Here is a 25909-nt window from a genome sequence, read left to right on the forward strand (position 1 = left end):
ACAGGGAGACCTCATGCCGGCCACCGCCACCACCGCCACCCCCTCGCCGTCCGACGCCACGGCCGCCCCGGTCCCGCGCTGGGCCCGCAGGGCGGCCACCGCCGCCGCCCTGACCAATGTGCCCTCGGGGCTGTGGCGCATCGCCATCGCCGTGGGCATCCCGGTCGGTCTGGCCCGCTCGGAGTACGACGCGATGGACGCGCCCGGTTGGGGTTCGCTGTTCCTGGTCTGCCTGAGCGTGGTGTCCGAGGCGTTCGCACTCCTCGCGCTCGGGCTCGTCAGACCGTGGGGCGAGAGGTGGCCGCGCTGGGTGCCATGGTTACGCGGGCGTACGATCCCCGTGGCCGCGGCCGTGATCCCGGCGACGCTCGGTGTCGTGGCGACGTCGGTCTACGGAGTGGCGTTCGTCTACACCACCCTCAACGGCGAGATGGCGGCGGAGCCCTGGGGGATCGTGCTGCTGAACATCTGCTACCTGCCGCTGCTGGCCTGGGGGCCGCTGCTCGGCGCCGTCACCGTCCACTACTACCGGCGGCGGGCCCGGCCGGCGGCCGGGCCCGCGCCTGATGCGGTTGTCAGCCCTCCGTCGGGCGGACGGTGTTCATGATCTTCTCGATCTCGGCGGAGGTCAGCGCGTTCGGCACGCCCTGGTCCGCGTAGATCACCCAGCCGTGCATGGTGCCGTCCGGGAGCTTCTGCGCGATGCTGTGCACGATGGCGGTCGGCGGCACGCACGGACTCGGCCGGTTGGTGACGGTGACCTTGGCGGTCGCGGTGTAGCCGTCGATGCCGTTCCGCTTCCACGGCCTGGCCTGGCCGACCTCCATCTTGGGCTTGTTGTCCTCGCCGCCGTAGGCGGTGAAGCCCCAGTTGCCGGCCCAGTTGCGGGCGTTCTCCTGCAGGGTGCCGTCCTTGCCGCCGCCGGTGGTACCGACCGTGCCCAGCTGGCCCTTGCCCGCCTGACCGAACGCCTTGGGGTTCGGGGTGGAGGCGCAGCCGCCCTCCCGGTAGTGGGAGACGCCGGTCATGACGACGATCGGCTTGCCGTCCTTGCCCGTGTAGGAGACGGCGAGGTCCTGGTCGAGGACCTTCCACTTCTTGGACTCGGCCGGGACGTCGTAGCGGAAGTGGTGCTCACCGCGGGTCTGCGTCTGCCAGCCGGCGACCATGGGCTGGTCCCCGGTGGCGCCCGAGGGAGCCGACGAGCTCGCGGGAGCCGACGGTTTGGTCGCGTCCTGCGAAGGAGCCGAGGACGCGGCCGACGGCGCCTTGGACTCGGCGGCGTCGTCCGCGGAGCTGCCGTCGTCGTTGCACCCGGTCAGGGTGAGGGTCATGCCGAGCGCGACGGTCGCGAACAGCGTCTTCTTGTGTGGCAAACGTTCTGACCAAGACATGACCAAGACCTTATGCGGCCCCCGCCTGCCTCCGCACACCAGGGTGTGCCGGCGCTCGCCAGGCGGCCGGTACCCCGGTCGTCGAGCCGCGAACGGCCGGTCTGCGGAGCAGGAGCAGTGCCGCGTCGTCGTGCAGCCGTCCGCCCACGTGTGCCAGCAGCTCCCCGTGGAGCGCCGCGAGGGTGCGGTTCACATCGTCCGACGCGTGCCGCGCCACCCGCTCGACCAGCGGGTAGAACTCACGACGGTGATTGCGCGCCTCGGTGACTCCGTCGGTGTAGAGCAGCAACTGGTCGCCGTCGGCGAAGGGCAGCCTCTGGAGGGTCGGGGTCTCGCCGGTGAGGGCGCGCAGCCCGAGAGGCGGGGACGACCGGGTCGGCTCTACGGCCACCACCTCGGACCGGCTGATCATCAGCGGCGGGGCGTGCCCGCAGTTGACCACCTCCATGTGCCCGTCTTCGGGGTAGCCGACGACCACGGCGGTGACGAAGTCGTCGGAGGCGAGGTTGCGTGCCAGGCTCCGCTCGATCCTGTCGACGACGTCGAGGAGGTCCGGCTCGTCGTAGGCGGCCTCGCGGAACACGCCGAGCACCAGCGCGGCGGTGCCCACCGCGGGCAGCCCCTTGCCGCGTACGTCGCCGACGATCAGCCTGACTCCGTACGGGGTGGGCACCAGCGCGTACAGGTCGCCGCCGATGCGGGCCTCCGCGGCGGCGGCGCTGTAGCGGACGGCCACCTGGAAGCGGCCGACGGTGGCGGGCACGGGCTTGAGCAGTGCGTGCTGAGCGGCCTCGGCGACCGAGCGGACGGCCGCCAGCACCCGCTCCCGGCGCCCGCGCAGCGCGCTGGCCAGGCTGCTCGCCAAGGTCACGGCGACCAGCGCGGACAGCAGGATCGCGTGGCCGCTGCCCGGTGCGCCGCCGTCGGCACCGAGCGCGGCGCCCAGGGCCACGGCGAGGAAGCCGACCAGGAGGACCCGCCACGGTCCGCTGGTCGCGGAGGCCAGCGCGGGCCCGACGGCGAGCAGCGGCAACCAGGTCGTCTCGGCCCCGCCGACGAGGGCGAGGAGCGCGACGGCGGAGACGATCAGCACCGGGAGGGCGGCGGCGAACCGCCCTGCGGCGCGTATCCGGGCCGGCGGCGCCGCGCCCGAGGCCGAGGCCGGAGGGTCGTCCGGTCGGGAAGGCCGACCGGAGGGGGCCAATAGATCCGTGAGCTGCCGCGTACGCGCGCGGTCGCGCTGATGGTCTCGGGCCTGGATCATGTCCTCGCTTGTAACTCTCTGCGCTGCTTGCGGTGCATACCCGCAGGAAATCTGTTTCCTCCAGAGAACACGCGCCGCCGCGCGAGCGACAAGGACAGGATTTTCAGATAGTGAGCGAGAGTCGCCTGGTCACGCGTGCCGCCGCCGGTATCAGCCGCGCCTGGACCTCGTCGATGCGGGAGCGCTGGTCGGCCCGGAGCGAGACACCGAGCGCGCCGATCCGCTGCCCGCTGTACACGGGCACCGCGACGCAGACCGTACCGAGGGCGTACTCCTCCAGGTCCAGGACCGCCGGGGCGGGGGCCGACGATTCGAGCCGCCGGAGCAGTTCGGAACGCCGGGTGATCGTGCGGGGCGTGAGATCGGCGAGATGGTGCCGGGCGAGGTAGTCGCTGCGGGCGTCGTCGTCCAGCTCGCGCAGCACGCACTTGCCCAGCGCCGTGGCGTGCCCGGCGTCCTCGAACCCCACCCAGAGGTCGACGCGTGGGGCCCGGGGGCCGTCGACGATCTCGGCGACCCGGATCTCGCCCTCTTCGTAGAAGGTCAGGTACGTGGCGACCGACAGGTCGTCCCGCAGGGCGGCGAGCGTGGGGCGGATGCGGGTGAGCAGCGCCTGCCCGCGGCTTCCGGCGTGCAGCATGTCCAGTTGGTCACCGATGACGTACCCGCCGTCATCCAGCTTGCGGACGTACCCGTCGTGGGCCAGGGTCCGCAGCAGGTGGTAGGCGGTGGCCAGGGACAGTCCCGCCTCGCGTGCCAGTTGCTTCGCGGGCGCACCGCCCGCGTGGGTGCTGACGGCCTCCATCAGCCGGAAGGCTCGCTGCACGGACGTGATGAGCGTGGGACCGCTCTGAGCACCCATATGGCCAGCTTGCGCCCGATTTACCACTCAATCAACGCCTCCCGGACGCGCGACGGCCGCCCGTTCCCGTGCCCGCAGCCGCAGCTCGCCTCGAGGATGAGGAGCAGAATCACGATCTTGGTCATAAAGCCACGCAAGCATGTACATTGCAGTGATCACCGGGACTGCACGAAACGGGGGATGGCTTGTGCTCGCGGATCGGGGGAACGGCCTCATGACTTCGCGCCGCGCGGCGTGGGCTGCCGGGTTGACCGCCCTGCTGCTGTTCTCGCCGGCCGCGACGGGTGGAGCCGTGGCGGCGCCCGGCGACGAGGCCGAGAACGGGCCGCGGCTGACGCTCGCTGACGCCCCGGTCGAGGTCGGGGACACCTTCGGCGTCGCCGTCGAGGGGCTGACCGGCCCGTGGGACGCGGTGGACGTCACGTCCCCCGCCTTGAGCGGCCCGCTGCGCCTGACCCCCGAGAGCAAGGGCGCCACGCACTCCGCGGACGCCGCCATGCCGCAGGCGCAGGCAAGGGTCCGCAGCGGCATCAGCCCCGGGGACTATCCGCTCACCGCGAAGCTGAACGGCCGCGCCGTGGCGACCGGGCGGGTGAAGGTCGTGCCGCAAGGGCCGGCCGAGATCCGGCGGTTCGCCCTGGAGCCCAAGGGAACGAAGGCCCGCCCCGGCGAGAAGGTGCTGGTCGTCCTCTCGGACGACCACGCCGCGCCGGACGAGGAGGCGGTGACCGTCGCCTCCCGTGCCTTCGGCGGCTCCCACAGCATCGCGGAAGCGGCGGCCGACGACCCCGACAACCCGGCCTGCAAGTGCGACGACGGGGCCACGGTCTACGCGGCGCGGATCGCCGTCCCCAAGGGCACGCCCTCGGGAACGTACGACGTCACGGTCACCAGTCACCACGGTCAGAAGAAGACGACGAAACGCCTCGTCGTGGCGGGGGAAGAGGCGGGGGACGAGAAGGACTCCGGCGTTTCGGCGCCCTGGATCGTGGGCGGCGGCGCCGGGGTGGTCGTCCTGGCGGCCGGCACGTGGTTCGTCGTGTCGCGCCGACGCGGTCAGTAGCACCCGTTCCGTAACACCGCGTTCCTCCCAGGGTTCCGCCCTGCGCCAAAGGGAGGCCCGGTGACTCGGCATGCCCTTCGGCGTGCCGCGAATCTCATCTCACGGTATGGAGTAAATGCCTTGCGCACGTTGCGCATACGCCGGATGGCCCTTTCGGCCGTCTGCGTCTCGCTGATGACCGTCGGCGCGGCGGGTGCCGCCGCGGCGGCGACACCGACACCCGAACCGGCGCCGACAACAGTGCCGACGACGGTGCCGACAGCGGCACCGGCCAAGCCGGGGGCACCGGAATCCCCCGCGGCTGAGACCGCCCGGGCGGTTGACGGCGACGACTGGACGGTGGAGGAGGCGATCCGCTTCTGGACGCCCGAGCGCATCGCCTCCGCGACCGACCCCGGCGCCTTCGCCCGGTCGCGCACCCGGGCCCCGGCGCCCGGCGGCAAGCCCCGTCAGGGAATCACGCACAAGAACTCCTCGCACTTCCGCGGCATCAAGTCCGTCGGCGTGCTCTTCACCAAGGACTCGAGCGGCCCCAAGACCCACTCCTGCTCCGCGTCCGTGGTGGAGAGCAAAGGCCGCAACCTCATCCTGACGGCCGGGCACTGCGTGAAGTCCAAGGCGATCTTCATTCCCTACTACGACGGCTCCAAGGACGTCGCACACCAGCCGCTCGGCATCTGGACCGTCGACAAGTGGTTCGTCGACCGGAGCTACAGCCCCCCGAACACCAAGGCACGCGAGTCCGACCTGGACTTCGCGTTCGCCCGGGTCGACCAGAACGGCGGCAAGAACCTCCAGGACGTCGTCGGCGGCGGCAACAAGCTGGCGCGTACCCAGGGTGCGAAGAACCGCGTGACGGTGATCGGTTACCCGATGGTCAAGCACAACCCGACGGACCAGGCGGTCCGATGCACCACCGACACGGGCGCGCTGCCGGGCTACAACCAGATGCGCATCGACTGCGCGGGACTGTGGGGCGGCGTCTCGGGCTCCCCGTGGTTCTCCTCGGTGGACCTCGACCGCGGCACCGGAACGATCATCGGTAACGTCGGCGGATCCTACGGCGGTGGCCCCGATGTGAAGGGCGACAACCCGCTGTACAACCGGCTGACCTACAGCCCGTTCCACGCGGACCGGTTCTTCCAGCTCTTCGACGACGCCCAGAAGGACGGCGGCACCGACCACGGCCCGTACCGCCAGCCCACGCTGCCCTATTCCGTCGGCCGGGCCGACACCTGGAAGCACGCCAAGCTCATGGCGGCCGGGGACTTCAACGGCACCGGCCGCAGCGACCTGGTCGTCGTCTGGACGGACGGCGAGGTCACCCTCTACAACAGCGACGGCAAGGGCGACTTCTCCTCCGAGCGCCGGCTCACGCCCAAGAACACCACCTGGCCGCACGCCCAGACCATCACCGCCGGCGACTTCGGGGGCGGCAACCAGTTCGACCTGATGGTGGTCTGGTCGGACGGCGAGGTCACCCTGTACCAGGACATCGGCGCGAAGGGCCTCGGCAGCGAGACGAAGATGCCCGGCAAGAAGACGACCTGGTCGCATGCCACGCAGATCGCCGCGGGCCGGTTCAACGCCGCCAGGTACGTCACCGACCTGGTCGTGCGCTGGTCCGACGGTGAGCTCACCCTCTACACCAACGTGGGCCCCGGCACCTTCGGCCAGGAGCACAAGCTCAAGGATGAGAACGCCACGTGGAAGAAGGCCAAGCTGCTCACCAGCGGCGAGTACTCGGGCAACGCCAAGTGGGACCTGATGGTCAGTTGGACGGACGGTGAGCTCGACAACTATGTCGGCACGTCCACCTCGGGCCTCGGCAAGGAGCATCGCATCCTGGAGCCCAACAAGACCTGGGAGCACAACACGGTCATGACCACGGGCAACTTCACGCCCAACGGCCGCACCGACGACCTGCTGATCCGCTGGTCGGACGGTGAGACCACGATGTACAACGACACCGGCGCCGGCCGGCTCGGCAAGGAGAACACCCTGGTGTACCCGGTGGTGTGAGGCGTGGCCTCACGCCCTGACCAGGCGAAGGCGGTGGTACGGAGAAGTTCCGTGCCACCGCCTTCGTCGTCCCTGTCTCCCCTGGCCATCCCCGCGGTGGCGTGAAACGACCACCTCCGCACACAGGGGTGTTGCGCCGCCTGACGGGCCGCATCACCGTGTCTGGTGGCTACCGGGCACGCGGCGTGCGGACGACAGGAGGCCGGCCAGATGGCAGATCAGGGATCCGGGTACGCCCTGCCTCCGGTCGCCGTGTTCCCCGACGCCACGCGGCCGCACCCCATGCTCTGTCCGGGGGCCGAAGCACGCGCCGCGGCTGGGCGGCTGGCTGCCGTGCTCGCCGCCGTCCCGGCGTTCGGGAGAGCCGGGGAACGCGCCTCGGCGCTGCGGGCGGCGACCTGCGCGGCCACCAGGCTCGCCCGGGCGCTGTCCGCGGCAGGCTCTCTCACCGAGGCGGACCAGCTTCCGGTGAGGTCTCCCGTACAGAGCTACTTCCGGGTGCGCACGGCCGCGCTCACCGCCGGGCAGGCCGCCCACCAAGCCGCTCAGGTGATCTGCCGCGGACTCGCGGACCTGTGCGAAGCGCCTGTCTCGGGAAGCGACATCGCCCGGGAGACCGCCGCGATGAGGCAGGTGGTGGTGGACCTCGTGGGAGGCGAGGAGAGCCCGGAGGACACCGAGGACCTGGGCGGGGAGGCGGCTGCCGCCGTGCCCGAGCGGTGGGCGCGGCAGGAGGAGATGTGGCTCTCCCGCTGGATCACCGGCCACCATGTGCACGTCCTGTTCAACGTCTACGCGACGATCGCACTGAGACAGGCCCTCGAGCGGCTGCGCGAGGGGGCGGTGCGCGAGGCCACCGCACAGATCGCGCGCGCGACCGTCTACGTCCAGGGATTCGCCGCGGCCCGAGCCCATGCCGCGGCTCTCCCCGCCGACTTCTACAACGCGACCGTTCGCCCCACCATGGTTCCGACGGTGGTCCCGGTGCCCCTCAGCGGGAGCATGCACATGGAGTACCGCGAGTACCGCGACACGATCGGCGAACTCATCGAGGTCCTGCCCGACCCGATCGAGGACCTCGCGCTGCGCGAGCCGGGACTCGCCTTCGCCCGGGAGGGCCTTCTGGAGGCCGACCTCATCGAGGCCGAGCGGCACGTATGCCTGGTGGAACCGGTGGTGGGGAGCGAGCGGTCACTGGTCCAGCCCCCGGCGACCATGGACAACGCCGTCTCGGTACTGCGCCTCATGCGTCATGTGCGGGCGGCCGGAATCGCCTCACTGGTCCGGTTCGGCGACCACCTCGTCGCGGGCGCCGTCCAGCACCGGCAAGGGGGCGCCGGCGGATCACCGCGCTGACGTCGGCCGCGGTCGTCCGCCGGTCACCGTCCGGCGCGGCGGCGACGGGCGATCAGCAACGCGGCCCCGCCGGCCAGTGCCGCGGCGGCGACCGCCGTGCCCACCCAGAGGGGCGTGGACGACGACGTGTCGGATGCGTGGTCGTCGGCGGACTCGGACGACTCCTTGGCGGCCGGCCGGTCCGTCGGCTGGTCCGTCGTCCGGTCCGCGGGCGCGCTGGTGGGGGCGCCGGTGGGCTTGGTGCCGGCGGCGGGTACGTCCACGGTGGCCTCGCCGTGGCCCAGGTCGGGGAAGCCGCAGTTCACCGTCACCTTCCAGCGGCCGGGGGGCAGCGCCTGGCGGGTGGTGTAGGTGGCCTCCGCGCCCTCGACGGGGACGAGCTTCCACGGGCCGAGGGAGCGCCCGTTCACATTGACGGCGGACAGCGTCCCCGCGATCGGTTCGGTCACCGGGTCCTTGTCGTTCTCCCAGGTCGCGACGGTGCGCACACGGCCGTCGTCGGGCTGCGTGGTGACGACGTCGAGGTCGATGGTGTCGCCGTGCGCGGCGGCCGACGGGGCCGGGCCGGTGACGAGCAGTGCGGCGACGGCGGCGACCGGGGCGAGTCGGAGGGAACGGGGGTGTCGCACGGGTGCTCCTGGCGTTGGGGGGCGGCTGATGAGGGCCGGTGAGACCGGTTCGGGGTGATGCGGGTGGGGGGCAGCGGTGGGCCGGCGGCTGCTGGGGGGTGGGCAGCAGCCGCCGGCCGGTCACCTGGCCGTCAGCGGTCGGGGTACCGCCGCGGGTCGGTCAGGAGGCGCGCTGAAGGGTCCACTTCTGGTAGCCCTCGTTGTTCTGCTTCTGCAGTTCGAGCAGCCAACCGCCGTAATACCAGCGCTTGCTGACGCCCAGGACGAGCGAGGAGCCATGCGGCTGGAGCACGTGCGAGCCGTCTCCGGCGCTCTTCAGGTGCCACTTCTGGGACGCGGCCCCGCTGCACGGCTGCTGGGCGACGTACGCGCCCGCGGCGTCGGAGGAGAACTGCAGGCACTTGCCGGACGCCGCCGACGTGACGTTCACGGCGCCGCCGCCGGCATCCTTGAAGGTCCACTGCTGGTTGGCGTAGCCGTGGCGCTGGTAGGCGATGGCGACCGTGCCGTTCTGCGTGGAGCCGCCCCACATGTCGGCGGCCTGCCCGGTGAGGGAGTTGACCATCACGTACTTCGTCCCCGGCCGGGTGGGCGTGTCGCCGTCGGAGGCGACGAGGGTGCGGAAGGTGCCGGCGGGGCCCGGCTGCGAGGTCTTGCCGCCGGAGTCACGCGTGGCGACGGCGATCTTGTACGAGGTGTCGGGCGTCAGCCGGACGACGCGGATCGCGGTGTCGTTGACCTTGGCGAGTTCGCTGCCGTTGAGGAAGACCGTGTAGCCCGCGGCCGAGGGCACCTTGGTCCAGCTCACCACGGCGGAGTTGGCGGTGATCTGGGTGACCTTGGCGGCGGGGCCGGTGCTCGGGTCGGGCGTGGACGTCGGGGACGGCGTCGGCGTGGGCGTGCCGGTCGGATCCGGGTCGGGGTTGGGGTCGGTGTTGCCACCGCCGGCTATCAGGAAGCGGTTGTTGGCGATGTTCCAGTGGGTGGCCAGGTAGCTGCCGGGCTTCGGGGCCGTGTTGAAGTAGTCGTCGTGGCGGCAGTCGAGCCGCGCGTCAGCCGCGCGGTCGGGGCACACGGTCTTCATCTGCGGGTAGTTCGGCGAGTCCGAGTAGCACATGATGTCCCACTCGTCCACGCAGTGGCCGCCGCCGCTGGTGTTCGGGGCGCTGTTGTTGACCGCGCCGAGGTTGTGGCCCAGTTCGTGGGCGGGCGTCGAGCCGCCCCAGCAGCCCGAGTCCGTACGTCCGTAGGAGGGGCCGAAGTTGCTGAGGTTCTCCTGCCCGGGGCGCTCGTCACCGTTGAAGGAGCCGATGCCGCAGTAGACGTTGGTGTCCGCGAAGATCATGTACTTGCGGTCGCGGCGGTTGAAGCCCTTGGCGGACAGCGCGTTGTTGGTCGAGCCGAACTCGCTCAGGGCGCCGGACGAGACCTCGACGTCCAGGACGTTGGCGGTGCAGTCGGAGTCGGTGACGAACCGGATGTGGCGGTTGCCGCCGGTCTCCTTGGCGCTCTCGTTGTAGATGACGTCGGACTCGGCGGCCCACTTCTTGAACGAGGCCACGTACTGCGCGAATCGGCTGCTTCCGGGGCCGTGCACGTAGAGCACCTGGACGCGGTTGCCCGAGGAGCCGTCGCCCTCGCAGACGACCTTGGAACCGGCGTCGGCCTTGGCGCCGGTGGCCGAGCCGGAAGCGGCCGCGGCGGGCCGGTCCGACTCACCGGTACGCGCGTCGAGCGCCGGCATGCCGCCGGGCAGTACGTCGGAGGCCGCCGGGGTGGTGCTCGTGCCGCCCTTCAGTGCCGGGCGCGGGGCGGTCTGCCGTACCGCGGGCGGGGCGTCCTTGGTGATGTCGACGCCCTTCGGCGGGGCGTCCGGGCCGTGCGTGCACAGCTTCGCCTTGGTCTCGGAGACGACGTAGACGCCGACGCAGGGGTCGCCCTCAGGGGCCGGCTTGAGCCCCTCGTAGACCATGCCGCGCCGCTCGTTGCTGTTCGGGACCTCGGTGAGCGGCTCCGGCGGCGTCTCGTAGAGCGGTTCCGCACCGGGCGTCGGCCGGTGCGCGGCGCTCGGCCGGTCGTCGGTGTTGGCCGATCCGATGCTGACCACGCCGACGGCGATCCCGGCGGCGGCCGCGGTCGCGGCGGCCACCAGCGCCAGGCGGCGCTTGGCTTTGCCGCGCCGGTGTGTCGAGCGTCTTCTTTCCATGAGGGAATCCCGTCTGTACTCGTGTGGGGATGGGAGTGGAGGGATGGCTGAGGAGGTGCCGGGACGAGCGCCGGGCACTCAGGGACCGGGCAGGGCGCGGCCGCCGGTGACGCCTACGGCAGACGGCGGGCGGGCGCGCCGCTGCTCAGCGGGTGGCGAAGACCTGGGTCCACAGGGGGCCGCCGGAGTCGTCGGTGACGCCGACTCCGATCTCGGTCACGTCGCAGTTGAGGATGTTCTGCCGATGTCCGGGGCTGTTCATCCAGGAGTCCATGACGGTCCGCGGGCTCTGCTGGCCCGCGGCGATGTTCTCGCCGTAGGTCTGCCACTGGTATCCGGCGGCGGTGATCCGCTCGCCGGGCCCGGAGCCGTCCGGCTCGGTGTGGTCGAAGTAGTGGCGTGCCGCCATGTCGTCCGAGTGCCGCTGGGCGGCGGTGGTGAGCTGGTCGTTGGGGCGCACCGGCGCGCATCCGGCCTTCGCCCGCTCGGCGTTGACCAGGGCCGTCACCTGCTGCGCGAGGCGCGCCCGCGGGTCCGCGGCCTGGGTCGCCCGCGGGGTCGGGCTCGGCGTGGGGCGGGCCGTGGGCGTGGCCGGGGCGGTCTTCGTGGGGCGCGGGGAGGGTGGCGTCGTGTGCGGCGCCTTGGTGACCGGGCGCCGCGTGGGCTCGTCGGAGCGGCTGGCGGGCTCGGTGGTCTTCCGCTGGGGGGTGGACGGGGTCGCGGAGGGGAGCCGGTCGGCGAGCGGCGCGGCGTGCGGGGCCCCGCTCTCCACGCGCTCGTCCTCGTTCCCGGGAAGGTTGAGGACGAAGGCGGCCCCTCCCACCGCCATGACGAGCGCCGCGGCGCCTACGGCCTTGCCCCCCGTACGCGGACGGCGGTGCGTGCGGTGCCGGCCGGCGCGCGACATGACGTGGGTGTCTGCGGGGTGCGCGGGCGGGGCGCCGGCTGGAGAGATGGCGCTCGCGGGCGGTGCTCCGGCAGAGGTGACGACGGGGTCCGCGGGCGACGCCCCGGCGGCCATGGGCGACGCCCCGGCGGCCGTGGGCGAGGCGTACGCCGCGGGGGCGATGGCGGGTGACGCGGCGTCACTCGCCCGCCACCGCAGCAGGGCCCCGGCGATGGGGACGAGCCCCAACGCGACCAGCAGCCCCTCGGCCGGGACCAGCGCGGACCAGTGGCCGGAGCAGTCGGCACAGCCCCGTGCGTGCCGGGCGATCCGCTTGCGCCACAGGGCGGAGGGGACCCCGTCCCAGAGGCCGACCAGCTGCTCCAGCTCGCCGCAGCGGGGTGTGGCGCCGAGGGCGCGCACCACGACCCGGGCGGTCTCCAGCTGCTCCTTGGTGCGCTGCACGCGTACGGCGGCGTGCTGCGGGGGGAGTTCGAGGGCGGTGGCGACCTCGGCGCGGGTCAGCTCGCCCGCGGCCTCCAGCCACCACAGGGAGAGCACCTGCCGCTGGTCGTCGTCGAGCCAGCGCGTCGCCTCGGCGACCTCCTTGCGCTGGCCTTCGAGTCCCAGCCGCACAATCGTCGCATCTGCGAAGTCCGGTGCGGGGGCGGCCACTTCGTGGACCTCCCGAAGGCCACCGATCGGAGCGTCACGGTGCTCCTGCTGCCAGTGGCTGCGTATCTGGTTCATCGTGATCGACACGAGCCAGGAGCGGAAGCAGGCCGCGTCACGCAACCCGTCGAGGCCGTTGAGCGCCCGGATCATCGTCTCCTGCACCACGTCGTCGACGTCCGCGTGCCCTTTCAGGGCACGGCCGACGATGTTGTAGACCAACGGCAGACACGTGGCGACGAGTTCATCCTGCGCGCCTGTGTCACCGGTTCGCGCGGCTTCGACGAGCCGCACTCCGACCTCACTGTCCACGCTCCGCGCCCCTCTTCCTGTGCCCGACTCGGATACGTCCGATACCTGGGAGACCTGAGGGCGATCATCAGATAACAAGAATTTGCTGAGGAGAAGCTGTGGAGATCCTTTGGGCGCCGCGGACCCCCTGGACGGCACTGCGGGCCGACCCCCCGCCCCGTTCCGCCCGGCACGGAGAAAGCGCAGCTCAGGACGGATGTTCGAGAGGGCACTTCGGCCGGGCCGGATCACCGGAACACCCAACTGGTGTGACTTAAAACACAGTTTACGGAGGCCGCTCGCTGCGGCCTCCCCGCCCTCGGACGGAGCCCGGAACCGCCGCCACTTGTCCAGAGCCGAGTTCAAGACAGTTCTGCGCATGTTCCGTTGGAACTTGCCAAAACCCACACCGGAGGCGAGCACCATGCGTAACGTCATGGTCACCGCGATGCCGTCCGCATCAGCGCGCCGTGCGGGGAGGGGAGTCACGCGTGCCAGGAATCGACGAGTGCCTGCTTGAGGCCATGGCGCTGCCGGGTGCGCGGGGCGCGGCCGTCATCGACTGGGTCAGCGGGCTGGCGCTCGGCACCGTCGGGGAGTGTCCGGGCGGCGACGGCGAGGCCGGTGCCGTGGAGACAGCGGAGTTCGCCCGGATGGCCGCCGAGCACACCGCGTTCGCCCCCGCGGAGGCGGGCAAGGGCCTCCCGGTCCAGGACGTCATCGTCACCACAGGCGACGGCTTCCATCTGCTCTGCTTCGTCGAGACCTGCTTCGACAGCAGCGTCTTCCTCCATCTGTGGCTCGACCGGGAGACGGGCAACCTCGCCCTCGCCCGGCTGAGGTTGCAGAACCTGGCCGAGCGCCTGGTGCTCGCATGACGAGCGAGGTCTCCGCGCTGCTCGCCCGGTTGACCACCGAGCGCGCCACGGGCGCGCTGCTGCGGGACACCGGCACCCTCTATCTCGCCGACGGCGCGGTCGTCCACGCCGAGAGCCCCGCCGCCCCCGGCCTGGACGCGCTGCTCACCCACGGCGGACGGCTGTCCGCCGAGGGGTGGCAGGAGGCCGTCGACCGGGCGGGGGCACGGCGGCGGGTCGCCCGGTATCTGGTGGACCAGGGCCATGTCTCCAGCGGCGAGTTGGAGATCTGCCATCTCGCCGCGCTGTTCGACGCCGCCTTCTTCGCCCTGGCCCCGGACAGCGGACCGGCCCGCTTCCGCCAGGGCGCCGCCCACTGGCTCGGCCCCGTACGGCCCGTGCCGGTCCCGGCCGTGGAGCGGGAGACCCGGCGCCGCAGGGAGCTGCTGCACCGGCTCTGGCCGCGGCCGGAGGTCGACACCGCGCCGGTGGTGGCGGTTCCGGCCGCCGGCGGCCCGGCCATGACCCTCCGTCAGCGGGCCGTACTGGCCGCCGCGGACGGCGTACGGACCGCCACCGGCATCGCCTGGCTGCTGGGACGCCCGGCGTTCCACACCCTGCTGGACGTACGGCGCCTGGCCGCCGCCGGGCGCGTACGGACGCCGCCCGCGGCCGCCCCGCCCCCCGCTCCCACGCTTCCCGCCTGGGTCGCCGACATCTCCACCGACCCGGACGTCGCCCTGTTGCACCGGCTTCGTGACGCTTTGGAGGCTCGTCTGTGATGTCACGGTCCGTCCGCACGGCACCGTCCGCGCTCTCATGAAGCGCGTCCTGAGACAACGCTCCGAGAGGAGGCAGCTGTTGGCGGCAGAGCCCGAAGTGCTCGACGAACTGCGGCGCCTGCGGGTACGCGTCCCGCATCTCACCGCCGCCCTGGCGGCCACGGTCGACGGCCTGGTCCTGGCCCAGGACACCCCGGCGGCGGAGGCCGCGGGGGTGGAGGCGGAAGGGGTGGCCGCCATGACGGCGGCGGCCCTGGGCGTCGCCCTGCGGCTGACGGACGCCACCGACCAGGGGAGTTCCGGGAACTGCTGATCCGAGGCGAGCACGGCTACGTCGCCACATACGCGGCGGGGGCGGCGGCCGTCGTCACCGTACTGGCCGGACCGCGGACCAACATCGGCCGCCTGCACCTGGAGGCCCGCCGCGCCGGCGCCCGCATCGGCGAGCTGGTCGACGCCGCACTGGCGCGCCGGGAACCCGCCTGACCCCGCCCGCCCCCGCGCCCCGGCCGCCCCCGCCCCCGGCCCCCCTCCGGCCCCTCCCCCTCCACCACACGCAGACCCAACCCGGAAAGGACACCCGACTGATCATGGCCAACACGGAATCCGCGCTGAAGGAAGCGATGACCATCGAGGGCGCGCTGGGAACCGCCCTCGTGGACTACGCGAGCGGCATGGCCCTCGGCACGCTCGGAGGCGGCAAGGAGCTCGACCTGACCGTGGCCGCGGCCGCCAACACCGACGTCGTGCGCGCCAAGGTGCGAGCCATGGAACTCCTCGGTCTGAACGACGAGATCGAGGACATCCTGATCACCCTCGGCAGCCAGTACCACCTGATCCGGCTGCTGAAAGGCCGCAACAGCGGCGGGCTCTTCCTGTATCTGGCCCTGGACAAGGCGCGGGCCAACCTGGCGATGGCCCGGCTCCAGCTGAGGCGGATCGAGGCCGAGCTGGAGGTCTGATCGCCCGCCGACCGGCGGGGCGCCCGGCCATCTCCCCTGCGCCGGGCGCCCCGCCCCCGCGCTCTCGACGGTCTCCGCCCTGTGCGCGAGGGCGCGGTGCGCGGAAGTCAGCGCGGTGCGGTGCAGTGCGCAGGAGTCAGCGCGGTACGTGCACGGGAGTCAGCGCCGCAGCAGTCGCTTCTGTATCGACTCCAACGGTCCGTGCTCGAACCGCCGCAGCCACAGGCTCGCCCCCATCACGAGCACCAGGCATATCGCCGCCCACAGACCCATCACCCACCACGGGCCGCTGTCCGCCCAACGGGATGCCAGGCCGAGGCCGATGCCATAGCAGGCCAGCATGGCGAGCAGGTTCTGCAGGACGTAGCAGGACAGGGCCGTGCGGCCGACGGAGGCCAGGGCGGAGGCCAGTGGGCCCGGGTGACGGCGCCGGTCCATCACCATGCCGATCAGGCCGAGGTAGCCGATCGCCAGGACCGGCGCCGCCCCGTACCGCTCCAGGAGGAAGAAGTCCGAACCGCCCAGGGCGGCCAAGGCGTTGACGGGTATGCCGATCCCCAGCCCCCACCCGGCCAGCCGCCGCCGTATGCGCCGCCCCGCCGCATCGTCCTGAAACGCCCCGGCCCTGAAGAGCCGCACGCCGAGCAGGAACAGGAACACCAACAGCGCGAAGGAGAGCACCGGTTCCGCGCGCAGCACCATGGCATGCGACAGCCGGAAGGCGACCTGGTCCGCGTAGCCCCCCTCGGCGTAGAGCGCGACGGCATCGGCGTCGGGGCCTCCACCCGTCCCGTCGCCCGTCCCGCCACCCGCCCCGTCGCCCGAGGCGAGCAGCGTGGCGGCCGTGAGCAGCGCCATCGCCAGCACGTGGACCGCGCCCATGGCGATCCACGTGACGCGCTGGGCCCACGCGGAACGCGTGAGCAGCCAGGCCACCAGCAACGCGACCACCGCGTAGCCCATCAGCACATCCCACGCGAAGACGAGGACGAAGTGCACGGTCCCCTCGGCGAAGAGGAACAGCGCCCGCCACGTGTACCGGCCGGGCCACGGCTGCCCGCGCTTGGCGGCCGACCGGAACTGGATGGCCAGCCCGACGCCGAAGAGGATCGTCAGCATCGACAGGAACTTGCCGTTCGCGAGGGACCGGAAGACCGTCTCCGCGATCCCGGCCGGAGATGACGCGTCGGCCCCCGACGACGCTCCGGCGTCCCCGCTGAGGAGGCCCCACTCGCCGCCCGGCCCGGCGAATATCCAGACGTTGCTCATCAACGTCCCGAGAATCGCCACCCCGCGCAGCACGTCCAGCAACGGCAGGCGCCCCCGTGCCCCGCCGCCCGCGCCCCCGCCCCCGGTGGCCCCTCCGCCACCGCGACCTCCGCCACCGCGACCGCCCGCGTCCCTGTGTGCTCGGCCATCCCGACTCCCCGTGATGTTCGCTTTCCCACCATCGTCCGGGCGTTCGGGGCCGGATTCGTCATCCGCAGCGGCGAACATCCACTACATCCTTCGATGCACATCCGCGCCGGGTTCCCACGGGGACAGGACCTACGATGGCCCGATGACCACGGTGTTGATCATCGGTGCGGGTGACATGGGCGAGCGGGTCGCGGACGGGCTGGCCGCCGGCGGCCGGGTGCGGCGCGTGCTGGTGGCGGGCCGATCGTCCGCGGGCGATGCCGTCGCGGCGACCGTGGCCAGCGCCCGCGACTGCCTGGTCGAGGCGGTCCGGCTCGACGCGTCCCGGCCGGACGAGGTCGCCAACTCCCGCTCATCCTGTCCGTCATGCGGGCCGTCCGCGAAGCCGGCCACACCGGGCCGGTGGCGAACCTGTCCTTCCCGGACGTGACCGGCCCGATCCTGGCCCGCCTCGACCTGGCGCCCACCGTCGGCCTCGGGAACGCCGCCATGATCCAGCTGCGGGTACGCGCCGCCCTGCGCGCCGCGCACCCCGACCGGCCCGCGCCGCTGATCCGCGTACTCGGGCACCACGCCCAGGTGTTCGACGTCATGCAAGCGCGTCAGCCCGCCGACCCGGAGCAGCGATGCCGGGTCTATCTCGGCGAGGGCGGGCAGCGGGACGACTCGCTGGCCTACCAGGCACCACCGCTCGCGCCCGGCCCGCGCTACAACGCCGTCACCGGGGCCGCGGTCGTCCCGGTCCTCGAAGCGCTGCTGCCCGGGGCCGCCCCGCTGCGCCACTCCACCGCCGCTCCGGCGGGCCTGCCGGGCGGATACCCGGTCCGCATAGCCGACGGCCGCGTCGCCCTGGATCTCCCGCCGGGACTCTCCGAAGCGGAGGCGATCGCCTTCAACGAGCGCATGGCCGGCGGCGACGGTGTCGATCGCATCGACGACGACGGCACCGTCCACCTCACCGCCGCCAGCCACCAGGCCGTCGCCGGGATCGCGCCGGACCTGGCCGATCCCCTGGCGATCGCCGACCTCGCGGAGCGGGCCGCCCGGCTCGACTCCGTACTCGCCTGAACAGGGCTTGCGTACGGGCTGCCGCCGGTCACCGCGAACACGGTCACCCCGCTCAGCGGTCGACCGGCAGCCCCCGCGGTTCCTTGATCCGTTTCATGATGATCTGCGAGTTCACCTCCGTGACGCCGGACAGCGTGGTGAGGCGCTCGATCCACAGCCGCTCGTAGGCGGTGAGGTCGGCGACGGCGATGCGCAGCATGCAGCCCGGGCTGCCGAAGAGGCGGTACGCCTCGATGACGTCGGGGATGTCCTGGAGCGCCGCCTCGAATGCCTCGACCGCGTCCCGGTCCCGTTTGACCTCGACGGAGACGAGGACCTCGAAGTTCCGTCCGACGGCTTCGGGATTGACGACCGCCCGGTAGCCCTGGATGACGCCGTCCTGTTCGAGCTGGCGGACGCGGCGCATGCACGGTGACGACGTGAGGCCGACCCGCTGGGCGAGCTCCTGGATGGTCAGCCGACCGTCGTTCTGGAGCTCACGCAAGATATTCCTGTCAATCTGATCCACTACGCAATTATCCCCCACACTTCCGCCCCGACCCCGCCTGATTCAGCGATCCGATTGCGCGCGATTCGTCCTATGGTTGCTCCGGCCCCGCCGGCTTCGAACCGGCGTGCGGGCCGCCACCGGCAGTGATCGCCTGGACGAAGCGGGAAGAGGAGCGAGCAGACGTGGGACAGGTCGTCGTCATCAGCACCGGCGGGACCATCGCCAGCCGCTGGCAGGGGTCCGGGTTCGCCGCCGACGCCGGCGGCGGGGACGTCCTGGCCAGGGCCGTCGTGCCCGAGGGCGTGACCGTGCGGGTCGTCGACCTGATGAGCGTGAACAGCGCCCGGATCACCACCGCGCACCAGCTGACGCTCCTGCGCACCGTGCGCGAGGTGCTGGCCGATCCCGCCGTCGACGGCATCGTCGTCACGCACGGTACGGACACGCTGGAGGAGTCGGCCTTTCTGCTCGACCTCCATCACGACGACCCGCGGCCGGTGGTCTTCACCGGCGCCCAGCGCCCGCTCGAGGCGCCGGACGGCGACGGGCCGCGCAACCTCCACGACGCGCTGCTGACGGCGGCCTCGGTGCGCGACCTCGGCGTCCTGGTGGTCTTCGACGGGCAGGTGCACGCCGCGCGCGGCACGGTGAAGGTACAGACGCTGGCCGTCGACGCGTTCGCCGACCCCTCCGGCAGCCGGGTCGCGGACGTGGCGGCCGGCGAAGTCCTCGTCCACCGGCGGCCCGAGCGCCCGGCGCCGCTCCCCCTGCCGCCGGCCGTCGAGCCGCTGCCCCGGGTCGACGTCGTCATGCACCACTGCGACGCCGACCCGCTGCTGTTCAACGCCGCCGTCGAGGCGGGCGCCCAGGGCATCGTCCTGGTCGCGACGGGAGCGGGCAACGCCACCCCCGAGATCAGCGCCGCCGTCGAGGCGGCGGTCTCCCGTGGCGTCCTCGTCGCCGTGACCACGCGCGTGCCCACCGGGCCGGTCGCGGAGATCTACACCCACGGCGGAGCGGTGGACCTCGTGGCCGCCGGAGCCGTACTGACCGGCACCCTGCGCGGTGGCCAGGCACGGATCGCCGTGCTCGCCGCGGCACTGGCCGCCACCGACCCGTCCGGGCGCGCCCATGCGCTGCGCCACGCTCTCGGCGGCGCCACGGCCACCGCGGCCACCGCAGCCGCCACGGCCGCGGCGGCCGCCGCGCCGAGCGCCACCGGCTGACGTCCTTCCCCTCCCCGTCCGGCGCCCCTCCCCATCCTCGTCCGGCGCGCCCGCCTGACGCCCCTCCCCCGCCCCCGCCTCCACCACGCTCTCCCCACCTGATCGGACCCTCCATGTCGGCCTCCGTCCCCGGCCCCGCCACCGCCCCGCTCCACGACCACCAGCCGGTACGCACCGAGCACGACCTCCTCGGCGACAGGGAGGTCCCCGCCGCCGCGTACTACGGCGTCCACACCCTGCGGGCCGTGGAGAACTTCCCCATCACCGGCACCCCCATCTCCGCCTACCCCGACCTCGTCATCGCCCTGGCCTCCGTCAAGCAGGCCGCCGCCCAGGCCAACCGCGACCTGGGGCTGCTCGACGAGCGCAAGGCGGAAGCGATCGTGCGCGCCTGCGAGGAGATCCGCGCCGGGCGGCTCCACGACCAGTTCGTCGTGGACGTCATCCAGGGCGGCGCCGGCACCTCCACCAACCTGAACACCAACGAGGTCGTCGCCAACCGGGCGCTGGAGCTCCTCGGCCACGCCAAGGGCGAGTACGGCCACCTCCACCCGCTGGAGGACGTCAACGCCGGGCAGAGCACCAACGACGTCTACCCGACCGCCGTCAGCCTCGCCCTGCAGCTCGCCGCTGGCCGCCTGCTGGAGGCCATGGAGGTCCTGCGCGAGGCTTTCGCGGCCAAGGCCGGGGAGTTCGCGGACGTCGTGAAGATGGGCCGCACCCAGCTCCAGGACGCGGTGCCCATGACGCTCGGTCAGGAGTTCTCGGCCTACGCGGTGATGCTGGCCGAGGACCGGGCACGCCTGGGCGAGGCGTGCGCGCTGCTGCGCGAGATCAACCTCGGCGGCACCGCCATCGGCACCGGCCTCAACGCCCACCCGCGGTACGCCGAGACGGCCTGCGGCCACCTGAGCGCGATCACCGGCATCCCGCTCACCGTCGCCGGCGACCTCGTCGAGGCCACCCAGGACATGGGCGCGTTCGTGCAGCTCTCCGGCGTGCTCAAGCGGATCGCCGTCAAGCTCTCCAAGACCTGCAACGACCTGCGCCTGCTCTCGTGCGGTCCGCGCGCCGGCCTCGCCGAGATCAACCTGCCGCCCGTGCAGGCGGGTTCGAGCATCATGCCCGGCAAGGTGAACCCGGTGATCCCCGAGGTGGTCAACCAGATCGCCTTCGAGGTGATCGGCAACGACGTGACCGTCACCTTCGCCGCCGAGTCCGGCCAGCTCCAGCTCAACGCCTTCGAACCGGTCATCGCGCACAGCCTGCTCAAGAGCCTCACCCACCTGCGGGCCGGGTGCCTGACCCTCGCCGAGCGGTGCGTCAGCGGCATCACCGCCAACCGCGAGCACCTGGCCCAGCTCGTCGGGCAGTCCATCGGACTGGCCACCGCGCTCAACCCGCACATCGGCTACGAGCAGGCCACCGCCGTCGCCCAGGAGGCGCTGACCACCGGCGCCTCCGTGCACGACCTGGTCCTGGCCAAGGGCCTGCTCACCGCGGAGCGGCTCCAGGAGATCCTCCACCCGGACAACCTCGCCCGCCCGCACGCCCAGGGCGCCGAGGCCGTCGCGCGCTGATCACCCGGCGCGCCCCCCTTTTCCATTCCGACCACCAGAAGCAGAAGGAAGAAGAACCCCGATGGCAACGGCGCCCAGCGTCTCCTACTCGATGACCGTTCGGCTTGAGGTCCCGGCCAGCGGCACCGCCGTCAGCCAGCTCACCACCGCGGTGGAGTCCTCGGGCGGCTCGGTCACCGGCCTGGACGTGACCGCCTCCGGCCACGAGAAGCTCCGTATCGACGTCACCATCGCCGCGACCTCCACCGCGCACGCCGACGAGATCGTCGAGAAACTCCGCGGCATCGAGGGCGTCACGCTCGGCAAGGTCTCCGACCGTACGTTCCTGATGCACCTCGGCGGCAAGATCGAGATGTCCTCCAAGCACCCGATCCGCAACCGCGACGACCTGTCCATGGTCTACACCCCCGGCGTTGCGCGGGTGTGCCAGGCGATCGCGGAGAACCCCGAGGACGCCCGCCGGCTGACGATCAAGCGCAACAGCGTCGCGGTGGTCACCGACGGCTCCGCCGTCCTGGGCCTGGGCAACATCGGACCCATGGCCGCCCTGCCGGTCATGGAGGGCAAGGCGGCGCTGTTCAAGCGGTTCGCGGGCATCGACGCCTGGCCGCTGTGCCTGGACACCCAGGACTCCGACGAGATCGTCGCCATCGTCAAGGCCATCGCACCCGGCTTCGCGGGCATCAACCTCGAGGACATCTCCGCCCCCCGCTGCTTCGAGATCGAGGCCCGCCTGCGCGAGGCGCTGGACATCCCGGTCTTCCACGACGACCAGCACGGCACCGCCATCGTGGTCCTGGCCGCCCTGACCAACGCCCTGCGCGTGGTCGGCAAGAAGATCGGCGACGTCCGCGTGGTCATGTCCGGTGCCGGCGCGGCCGGTACCGCGATCCTCAAGCTCCTGATCGCCGCCGGGGTCAGCCACGCGGTGGTCGCCGACATCCACGGCGTCGTCCACGCCGGACGCACCGACCTGGTCGACGCCGACCCCGACTCCCCACTGCGCTGGATCGCGGACAACACCAACCCCGAGCGGGTCACCGGCACCCTGAAGGAGGCCGTGCGCGGCGCGGACGTCTTCATCGGCGTCTCGGCACCCAACGTGCTGGGCGGCGAGGACGTGGCCGGGATGGCGGACGACGCGATCGTCTTCGCGCTGGCCAACCCGGACCCGGAGGTCGACCCGGCCATCGCCCGCCAGACCGCCGCAGTCGTCGCCACCGGCCGTTCGGACTTCCCCAACCAGATCAACAACGTGCTGGTCTTCCCCGGCGTCTTCCGCGGCCTGCTGGACGCCCAGTCACGCACCGTCGACACCGGCATGATGCTCGCCGCCGCCGGAGCCCTGGCCGACGTCGTCCACGACGACGAACTCAACGCCAACTACATCATCCCCAGCGTCTTCAACGACAAGGTGGCCGAGGCCGTGGCCTCGGCGGTGAAGCGGTCCGCCCTGGCGCTCCACCGGACGCGGTGAGTCCCGTCGTCCTTCGCGCCTACGCCCGCAGGGCCCGTACGAAGCCGCTGTCGTCGCCGATGAAGACCGATCCGTCGGCGACGGCCGGGGAGGACTTGATGTCGGCGCCGGTCGGGTGGCGCCAGCGCTCCTCGCCGGTGGCGGCGTCGACCGCGTAGAGGGTGCCGTTCTTGGCGCCGACGTAGGCGACGCCGCCGGAGACGGCCGGGGAGGAGTAGACGACGTGGCCGACCCGGAAGGCCCAGCGCCGGTCGCCGCTTCGGATGTCGACCGCGTACAGGTGGCCGTCGTCGCTGCCCACGTGGACCGCGCCGCCCGCGATGGCCGGGGAGGAGCCGACGCCGCCGTCCGTGCGGAACCGCCAGCGCTGCTCGCCGCTGCCGGCGTCCAGCGCGTACAGACTGCCGTCGTAGCTGCCGGCGCAGACGACGCGGCCCCACACCGCCGGTGACGACTTGACCTCGGCGCCGGTCGGGAAGCTCCAGCGCTCCTCCCCGGTGCGGGCGTCGACCGCGTGGAGGCCGCGGTCCCGGCTGCCGACGTAGACGACACCGCCCGCGACCACGGGTGACGAGCGCACCCAGCCGCCGGTGGGGAACTTCCAGCGCTGCTCGCCGGTGCGGGCGTCGACCGCGTACAGATGGTGGTCGTCGCTGCCGACGTAGACGACGCCGCCCGCCACCACGGGCGAGGAGTTGACCTCGCCGCCGGTGTCGAAGTGCCACTTCTCCCTGCCGGTGGCCGCGTTCACCGCGTACAGCGCGTAGTCGGCGCTCCCGATGTAGACGATGCCGCCGGTGACGGCCGCGGAGGAGTAGACCCCGTTGCCGGTGGAGAACTGCCAGCGCTGGTCTCCGCTGCCGGCGTCCAGCGCGTACAGGCTGCCGTCCTTGCTGCTCGCGTAGACCACGCCGCCCGCGACGACGACGGCCGCCGTCACCGGGCCGCCGGTGGCCACCGCCCACGATTCCCGTTGCGTTCGGCGCCCCCGCCCGGAGTCGGCTGCCCCCGCCCCGCCGGCGCCCCCGCCCGTCGCTCCGTCCATGAGCTGCCAGGCGCCCAGGCCCGCGGCCACCGGGACGGCCGCCCCGACGAGTCCGGCCAGCACCCGTCGGCGGGTGGCGGGGCCGCCGCCGCCCGTCCCGGCGTCCGGTCTGACGGAGCCGCCACCCCCCGCCCGGCTGTCCGGTCTGACAGGCCCCGGCAGCGGGCTGGGGCCGGTGGCCGCTCGGTCGGCGCGGGCGTCGGGGGCGCCGGGGGCGTCGGGGGGCGGGCTCGCGGGGCATCGGCGGGGGCGGGCTCGGCGCCGCCGTGGGAGGGGGCGCGGTCGACGGAGTCGGCGACCGGGGCGGGCAGCCAACGAGCGCAGCGGAGGGCGAGGACGACCGTTCCCGCGTCGTCCTCGGCGCCCGGCGGCGTCTCCGGTACGACGCGTTCGGCCAGCTCGCGCAGGAGGTCGGGAACGGTGGGGCGGGTGTCCGGGGCCTTCGCCAGACAGCGGACCGCCACGGCCCGGACCTCCTCGGGCACACCCGCCACGTCCGGCGGTTCGTGGACGACGCGGTAGCCGAGGGCGGCGCCGGAGCCCCGCCCGAAGGGGCCGCGCCCGCAGGCGGCGAAGACCAGGACCGCGCCCAGGCAGAACACATCGGCGGCCGGGCCCACCGGCCCGCCGGTCAACTGCTCGGGGGCCATGAACCCCGGGGTCCCGATGACGATTCCGCTGTGCGTGAGGGTGGCGTCCGCCTCCAGGACCGCCGCGATGCCGAAGTCGATGACCCGGGGGCCGTCGGCGGCCAGCAGCACGTTCGACGGCTTGAGGTCCCGGTGGACCAGCCCCGCGGCGTGGATGGCCTGGAGGGCCTCGGCCAGCCCGGCCCCCAGCGCCCACACCGAGCGAGCCGGCAGCGGGCCGTGCCGGGCGACCGCCTCGGCGAGCGACAGGCCGGACACGTGCAGCGTCGCGAGCCAGGGCGGCACGCTGTCCGGGTCGGCGCCGACCACGGCGGCGGTGAAGGCGCCGCTGACGGACCGGGCCGCGGCCGCCTCCCGGGCGAACCGGGCGCGGAAGCCGGGATCACCGGTCAGCTCCGGCCGGATGACCTTGACGGCCACCGCGCGCCCGCCCGGGGAGCGGCCCAGATAGACCCGGCCCATGCCCCCGGCGCCCAACCGGCCCGTGATCCGGTACGGCCCCACCCACCGCGGGTCGTCGGCCGCCAGCGCTTCGACCATCGATGTCCCCCCACACACGGCGCCCCCAAGGGGAGCCGGCCGCCCTCCCACCGTCGTCTCCATGGTGTCCGGAAACCATCCTCTCGACACCCGCGCCGGGGTGCCGCCGGATCCCGGGCTCGCGGGCGGCCCGGACCCGCCACGGAAACACCGCTCACTTCTCTTGTACGCGCATGACGGGTGCGTGGGTGATGGGGAAGTTCACCGAGCGGGCGATGAAGCACACCGCGGGCACGTCACCGTGCAGCGAGCGGGCCTTCTCCACCATCGACGCGTCGGCGACCGTCACCTCGGGGCGCAGGACCACCTGCGTGATCCGACCTCCTCCGCCGCTCTCGTCCATGGTCATGACCCCATGAGCGTGGTCCTCGTAGTCGATGACGGTGACCCCGCCGACGGCGCAGAGGTGGAGGTACCAGAGCATGTGGCACTGGGCGACGGAGGCCACGAGCAGCTCCTCGGGGTTCCAGCGCGCGGGGTCGCCGCGGAACGCCGGATCCGAGGAGGCGGGGATCCCTGGCTTGCCGTCCGCCAGCACCTCGTGGTCCCGACTGAAGGTCCGGTAGCTGTCCGTGCCTGACCCGAGGTTGCCCGTCCACTCGACCACGATGTCGTAGGTGTGCGTTGTCGTCATGGGACCAGAGCCTAGAAGGCACCGCAGCCGCCTCACGGGCCCGCCCGGGCCGCAGCGGATCGAGGACCACGGCCACGATGCCCACCTGCTGATGAGCGCGGTCGCCGCGGGTGAACCGGCGTACGTCTTCGGCACCAGTTACGGCGGCATGATCGGCATGGACCTGCGCTCCTTCGCCCAACGGGGATCGTGGAATTCCCGGGCGGACACGTGGGTTTCCTGACGCACCCGGCGGAGTTCGCGGTGGCGCTGCGCGGCGCCTTCGAGGGCTGAGCCCGAGCGGGCGGGGGGGCGGGGCGGGCGCGGCAGGCGCGGTTGCGCGCGACGAGAGCACCGACGCGGGTCAGGGCTTCGTCGGCGGGCAGCGGATCCAGGCGGCGTCCGTCTCGCAGGCGGAGGGCGACGCGGCCGTCGGCGGCCTCCTCCGGACGGCGGTTGAAGAATCAAAGGTTTATCGCCAGCTTTACCTGACATGTGGTCATAAGAGTCCCGCTTTTGCGGTATCTTCTATGGCGTTCCCTCGTGATCGAGCGT

The 25909-nt window shown here is 72.6% G+C and carries 24 protein-coding genes and 1 pseudogene; 14 read left to right on the forward strand and 11 right to left on the reverse strand.

Annotated features, from left to right (window positions below; translation table 11 throughout):
- Positions 1-13 precede the first annotated feature (13 nt).
- On the forward strand, positions 14-607 hold the full coding sequence (locus tag Q3Y56_RS03950; protein WP_304460584.1) for a hypothetical protein: 594 nt from the start codon (positions 14-16) through the stop codon (positions 605-607).
- Here the strand turns inward: Q3Y56_RS03950 and Q3Y56_RS03955 are convergent.
- From Q3Y56_RS03955 to Q3Y56_RS03965, 3 genes are all read right to left on the reverse strand, one after another.
- The gene (locus Q3Y56_RS03955; protein WP_304460585.1) at positions 576-1376 is read right to left on the reverse strand and encodes a hypothetical protein; all 801 of its coding nucleotides are present in this window, start codon (positions 1374-1376) and stop codon (positions 576-578) included. The genes Q3Y56_RS03950 and Q3Y56_RS03955 overlap by 32 nt on opposite strands.
- Before the next feature lie 28 nt (positions 1377-1404).
- A complete protein-coding gene (locus tag Q3Y56_RS03960; protein ID WP_304460586.1) occupies positions 1405-2658 on the reverse strand; it encodes a PP2C family protein-serine/threonine phosphatase in 1254 nt (417 codons plus the stop codon).
- A gap of 103 nt (positions 2659-2761) precedes the next feature.
- Positions 2762-3520 carry an IclR family transcriptional regulator gene (locus Q3Y56_RS03965; RefSeq protein ID WP_304460587.1) on the reverse strand — a complete coding sequence of 253 codons (759 nt, stop codon included), beginning with the start codon at positions 3518-3520 and terminating at the stop codon, positions 2762-2764.
- 214 nt (positions 3521-3734) lie between these two features.
- Between Q3Y56_RS03965 and Q3Y56_RS03970 the strand changes: the two genes are divergently transcribed.
- From Q3Y56_RS03970 to Q3Y56_RS03980, 3 genes are all read left to right on the forward strand, one after another.
- A complete protein-coding gene (locus Q3Y56_RS03970; RefSeq protein WP_304460588.1) occupies positions 3735-4583 on the forward strand; it encodes a hypothetical protein in 849 nt (282 codons plus the stop codon).
- Positions 4584-4703: 120 nt separating this feature from the next.
- Positions 4704-6605: an FG-GAP-like repeat-containing protein gene (locus tag Q3Y56_RS03975; protein ID WP_304460589.1), complete on the forward strand. Its 1902-nt coding sequence runs from the start codon at positions 4704-4706 to the stop codon at positions 6603-6605.
- Positions 6606-6815: 210 nt separating this feature from the next.
- The gene (locus Q3Y56_RS03980) at positions 6816-7961 is read left to right on the forward strand and encodes a hypothetical protein (RefSeq protein ID WP_304460590.1); all 1146 of its coding nucleotides are present in this window, start codon (positions 6816-6818) and stop codon (positions 7959-7961) included.
- A gap of 23 nt (positions 7962-7984) precedes the next feature.
- Here Q3Y56_RS03980 and Q3Y56_RS03985 read toward each other — a convergent pair whose 3' ends face one another.
- The 3 genes from Q3Y56_RS03985 to Q3Y56_RS03995 form a co-directional block, all read right to left on the reverse strand.
- Complete coding sequence (locus Q3Y56_RS03985) at positions 7985-8590, reverse strand: hypothetical protein (protein ID WP_304460591.1); 606 nt, start codon at positions 8588-8590, stop codon at positions 7985-7987.
- 160 nt (positions 8591-8750) lie between these two features.
- The gene (locus Q3Y56_RS03990) at positions 8751-10796 is read right to left on the reverse strand and encodes an RICIN domain-containing protein (RefSeq protein WP_304460592.1); all 2046 of its coding nucleotides are present in this window, start codon (positions 10794-10796) and stop codon (positions 8751-8753) included.
- A gap of 145 nt (positions 10797-10941) precedes the next feature.
- Positions 10942-12666: a sigma-70 family RNA polymerase sigma factor gene (locus tag Q3Y56_RS03995; protein ID WP_304460593.1), complete on the reverse strand. Its 1725-nt coding sequence runs from the start codon at positions 12664-12666 to the stop codon at positions 10942-10944.
- Positions 12667-13136: 470 nt separating this feature from the next.
- Here Q3Y56_RS03995 and Q3Y56_RS04000 point away from each other — a divergent pair, with 470 nt between their 5' ends.
- The 4 genes and pseudogenes from Q3Y56_RS04000 to Q3Y56_RS04015 all read left to right on the forward strand — a co-directional run bounded on the left by Q3Y56_RS04000 (position 13137) and on the right by Q3Y56_RS04015 (position 15246).
- The gene (locus tag Q3Y56_RS04000) at positions 13137-13523 is read left to right on the forward strand and encodes a hypothetical protein (protein WP_304460594.1); all 387 of its coding nucleotides are present in this window, start codon (positions 13137-13139) and stop codon (positions 13521-13523) included.
- Complete coding sequence (locus tag Q3Y56_RS04005) at positions 13520-14284, forward strand: transcriptional regulator (protein WP_304460595.1); 765 nt, start codon at positions 13520-13522, stop codon at positions 14282-14284. Before Q3Y56_RS04000 ends, Q3Y56_RS04005 begins: the two co-directional genes overlap by 4 nt.
- A 37-nt stretch (positions 14285-14321) precedes the next feature.
- Positions 14322-14872 (forward strand): annotated as a pseudogene (locus tag Q3Y56_RS04010) (roadblock/LC7 domain-containing protein).
- 2 nt (positions 14873-14874) lie between these two features.
- Positions 14875-15246 carry a hypothetical protein gene (locus tag Q3Y56_RS04015; protein WP_304460596.1) on the forward strand — a complete coding sequence of 124 codons (372 nt, stop codon included), beginning with the start codon at positions 14875-14877 and terminating at the stop codon, positions 15244-15246.
- A gap of 159 nt (positions 15247-15405) precedes the next feature.
- Here Q3Y56_RS04015 and Q3Y56_RS04020 read toward each other — a convergent pair whose 3' ends face one another.
- Positions 15406-16515, reverse strand: coding sequence for a DUF418 domain-containing protein (locus tag Q3Y56_RS04020; RefSeq protein WP_369696705.1), 1110 nt, complete (start codon positions 16513-16515; stop codon positions 15406-15408).
- Positions 16516-16807: 292 nt separating this feature from the next.
- On the opposite strand from Q3Y56_RS04020, the gene Q3Y56_RS04025 reads away from it, so the two are divergent.
- Positions 16808-17095 carry a KR domain-containing protein gene (locus Q3Y56_RS04025; RefSeq protein ID WP_304460597.1) on the forward strand — a complete coding sequence of 96 codons (288 nt, stop codon included), beginning with the start codon at positions 16808-16810 and terminating at the stop codon, positions 17093-17095.
- On the forward strand, positions 17032-17733 hold the full coding sequence (locus Q3Y56_RS04030; RefSeq protein ID WP_304460598.1) for a hypothetical protein: 702 nt from the start codon (positions 17032-17034) through the stop codon (positions 17731-17733). The genes Q3Y56_RS04025 and Q3Y56_RS04030 overlap by 64 nt, the downstream gene beginning before the upstream one ends.
- 52 nt (positions 17734-17785) lie before the next feature.
- Here the strand turns inward: Q3Y56_RS04030 and Q3Y56_RS04035 are convergent, their stop codons facing one another.
- Positions 17786-18241: an Lrp/AsnC family transcriptional regulator gene (locus Q3Y56_RS04035; protein ID WP_304460599.1), complete on the reverse strand. Its 456-nt coding sequence runs from the start codon at positions 18239-18241 to the stop codon at positions 17786-17788.
- A 164-nt stretch (positions 18242-18405) separates the two neighbouring features.
- Here Q3Y56_RS04035 and Q3Y56_RS04040 point away from each other — a divergent pair, with 164 nt between their 5' ends.
- The 3 genes from Q3Y56_RS04040 to Q3Y56_RS04050 all read left to right on the forward strand — a co-directional run bounded on the left by Q3Y56_RS04040 (position 18406) and on the right by Q3Y56_RS04050 (position 22506).
- Positions 18406-19449 (forward strand): asparaginase, encoded by a 1044-nt coding sequence (locus Q3Y56_RS04040; RefSeq protein ID WP_304460600.1) that lies wholly within the window; start codon positions 18406-18408, stop codon positions 19447-19449.
- Positions 19450-19562: 113 nt separating this feature from the next.
- A complete protein-coding gene (aspA, locus tag Q3Y56_RS04045) occupies positions 19563-21029 on the forward strand; it encodes an aspartate ammonia-lyase (RefSeq protein ID WP_304460601.1) in 1467 nt (488 codons plus the stop codon).
- 61 nt (positions 21030-21090) lie between these two features.
- Entirely contained in the window at positions 21091-22506 is a 1416-nt protein-coding gene (locus Q3Y56_RS04050) for an NAD-dependent malic enzyme (RefSeq protein ID WP_304460602.1), read from the forward strand.
- 19 nt (positions 22507-22525) lie between these two features.
- On the opposite strand, the gene Q3Y56_RS04055 is transcribed toward Q3Y56_RS04050, so the two are convergent.
- The 3 genes from Q3Y56_RS04055 to Q3Y56_RS04065 form a co-directional block, all read right to left on the reverse strand.
- A complete protein-coding gene (locus tag Q3Y56_RS04055; protein ID WP_304460603.1) occupies positions 22526-23464 on the reverse strand; it encodes a PQQ-binding-like beta-propeller repeat protein in 939 nt (312 codons plus the stop codon).
- The gene (locus tag Q3Y56_RS04060) at positions 23443-24741 is read right to left on the reverse strand and encodes a serine/threonine-protein kinase (protein WP_304460604.1); all 1299 of its coding nucleotides are present in this window, start codon (positions 24739-24741) and stop codon (positions 23443-23445) included. The genes Q3Y56_RS04055 and Q3Y56_RS04060 overlap by 22 nt, the downstream gene beginning before the upstream one ends.
- Positions 24742-24895: 154 nt before the next feature.
- Positions 24896-25375, reverse strand: a complete 480-nt coding sequence (locus tag Q3Y56_RS04065; protein WP_304460605.1) for an OsmC family protein — start codon at positions 25373-25375, stop codon at positions 24896-24898.
- On the opposite strand from Q3Y56_RS04065, the gene Q3Y56_RS04070 reads away from it, so the two are divergent.
- Positions 25374-25598, forward strand: coding sequence for a hypothetical protein (locus tag Q3Y56_RS04070; RefSeq protein ID WP_304460606.1), 225 nt, complete (start codon positions 25374-25376; stop codon positions 25596-25598). The two genes, Q3Y56_RS04065 and Q3Y56_RS04070, sit on opposite strands and share 2 nt — an antisense overlap.
- Positions 25599-25909: the final 311 nt, after the last annotated feature.

This window comes from Streptomyces sp. XD-27, from assembly GCF_030553055.1.
Lineage (GTDB): Bacteria > Actinomycetota > Actinomycetes > Streptomycetales > Streptomycetaceae > Streptomyces.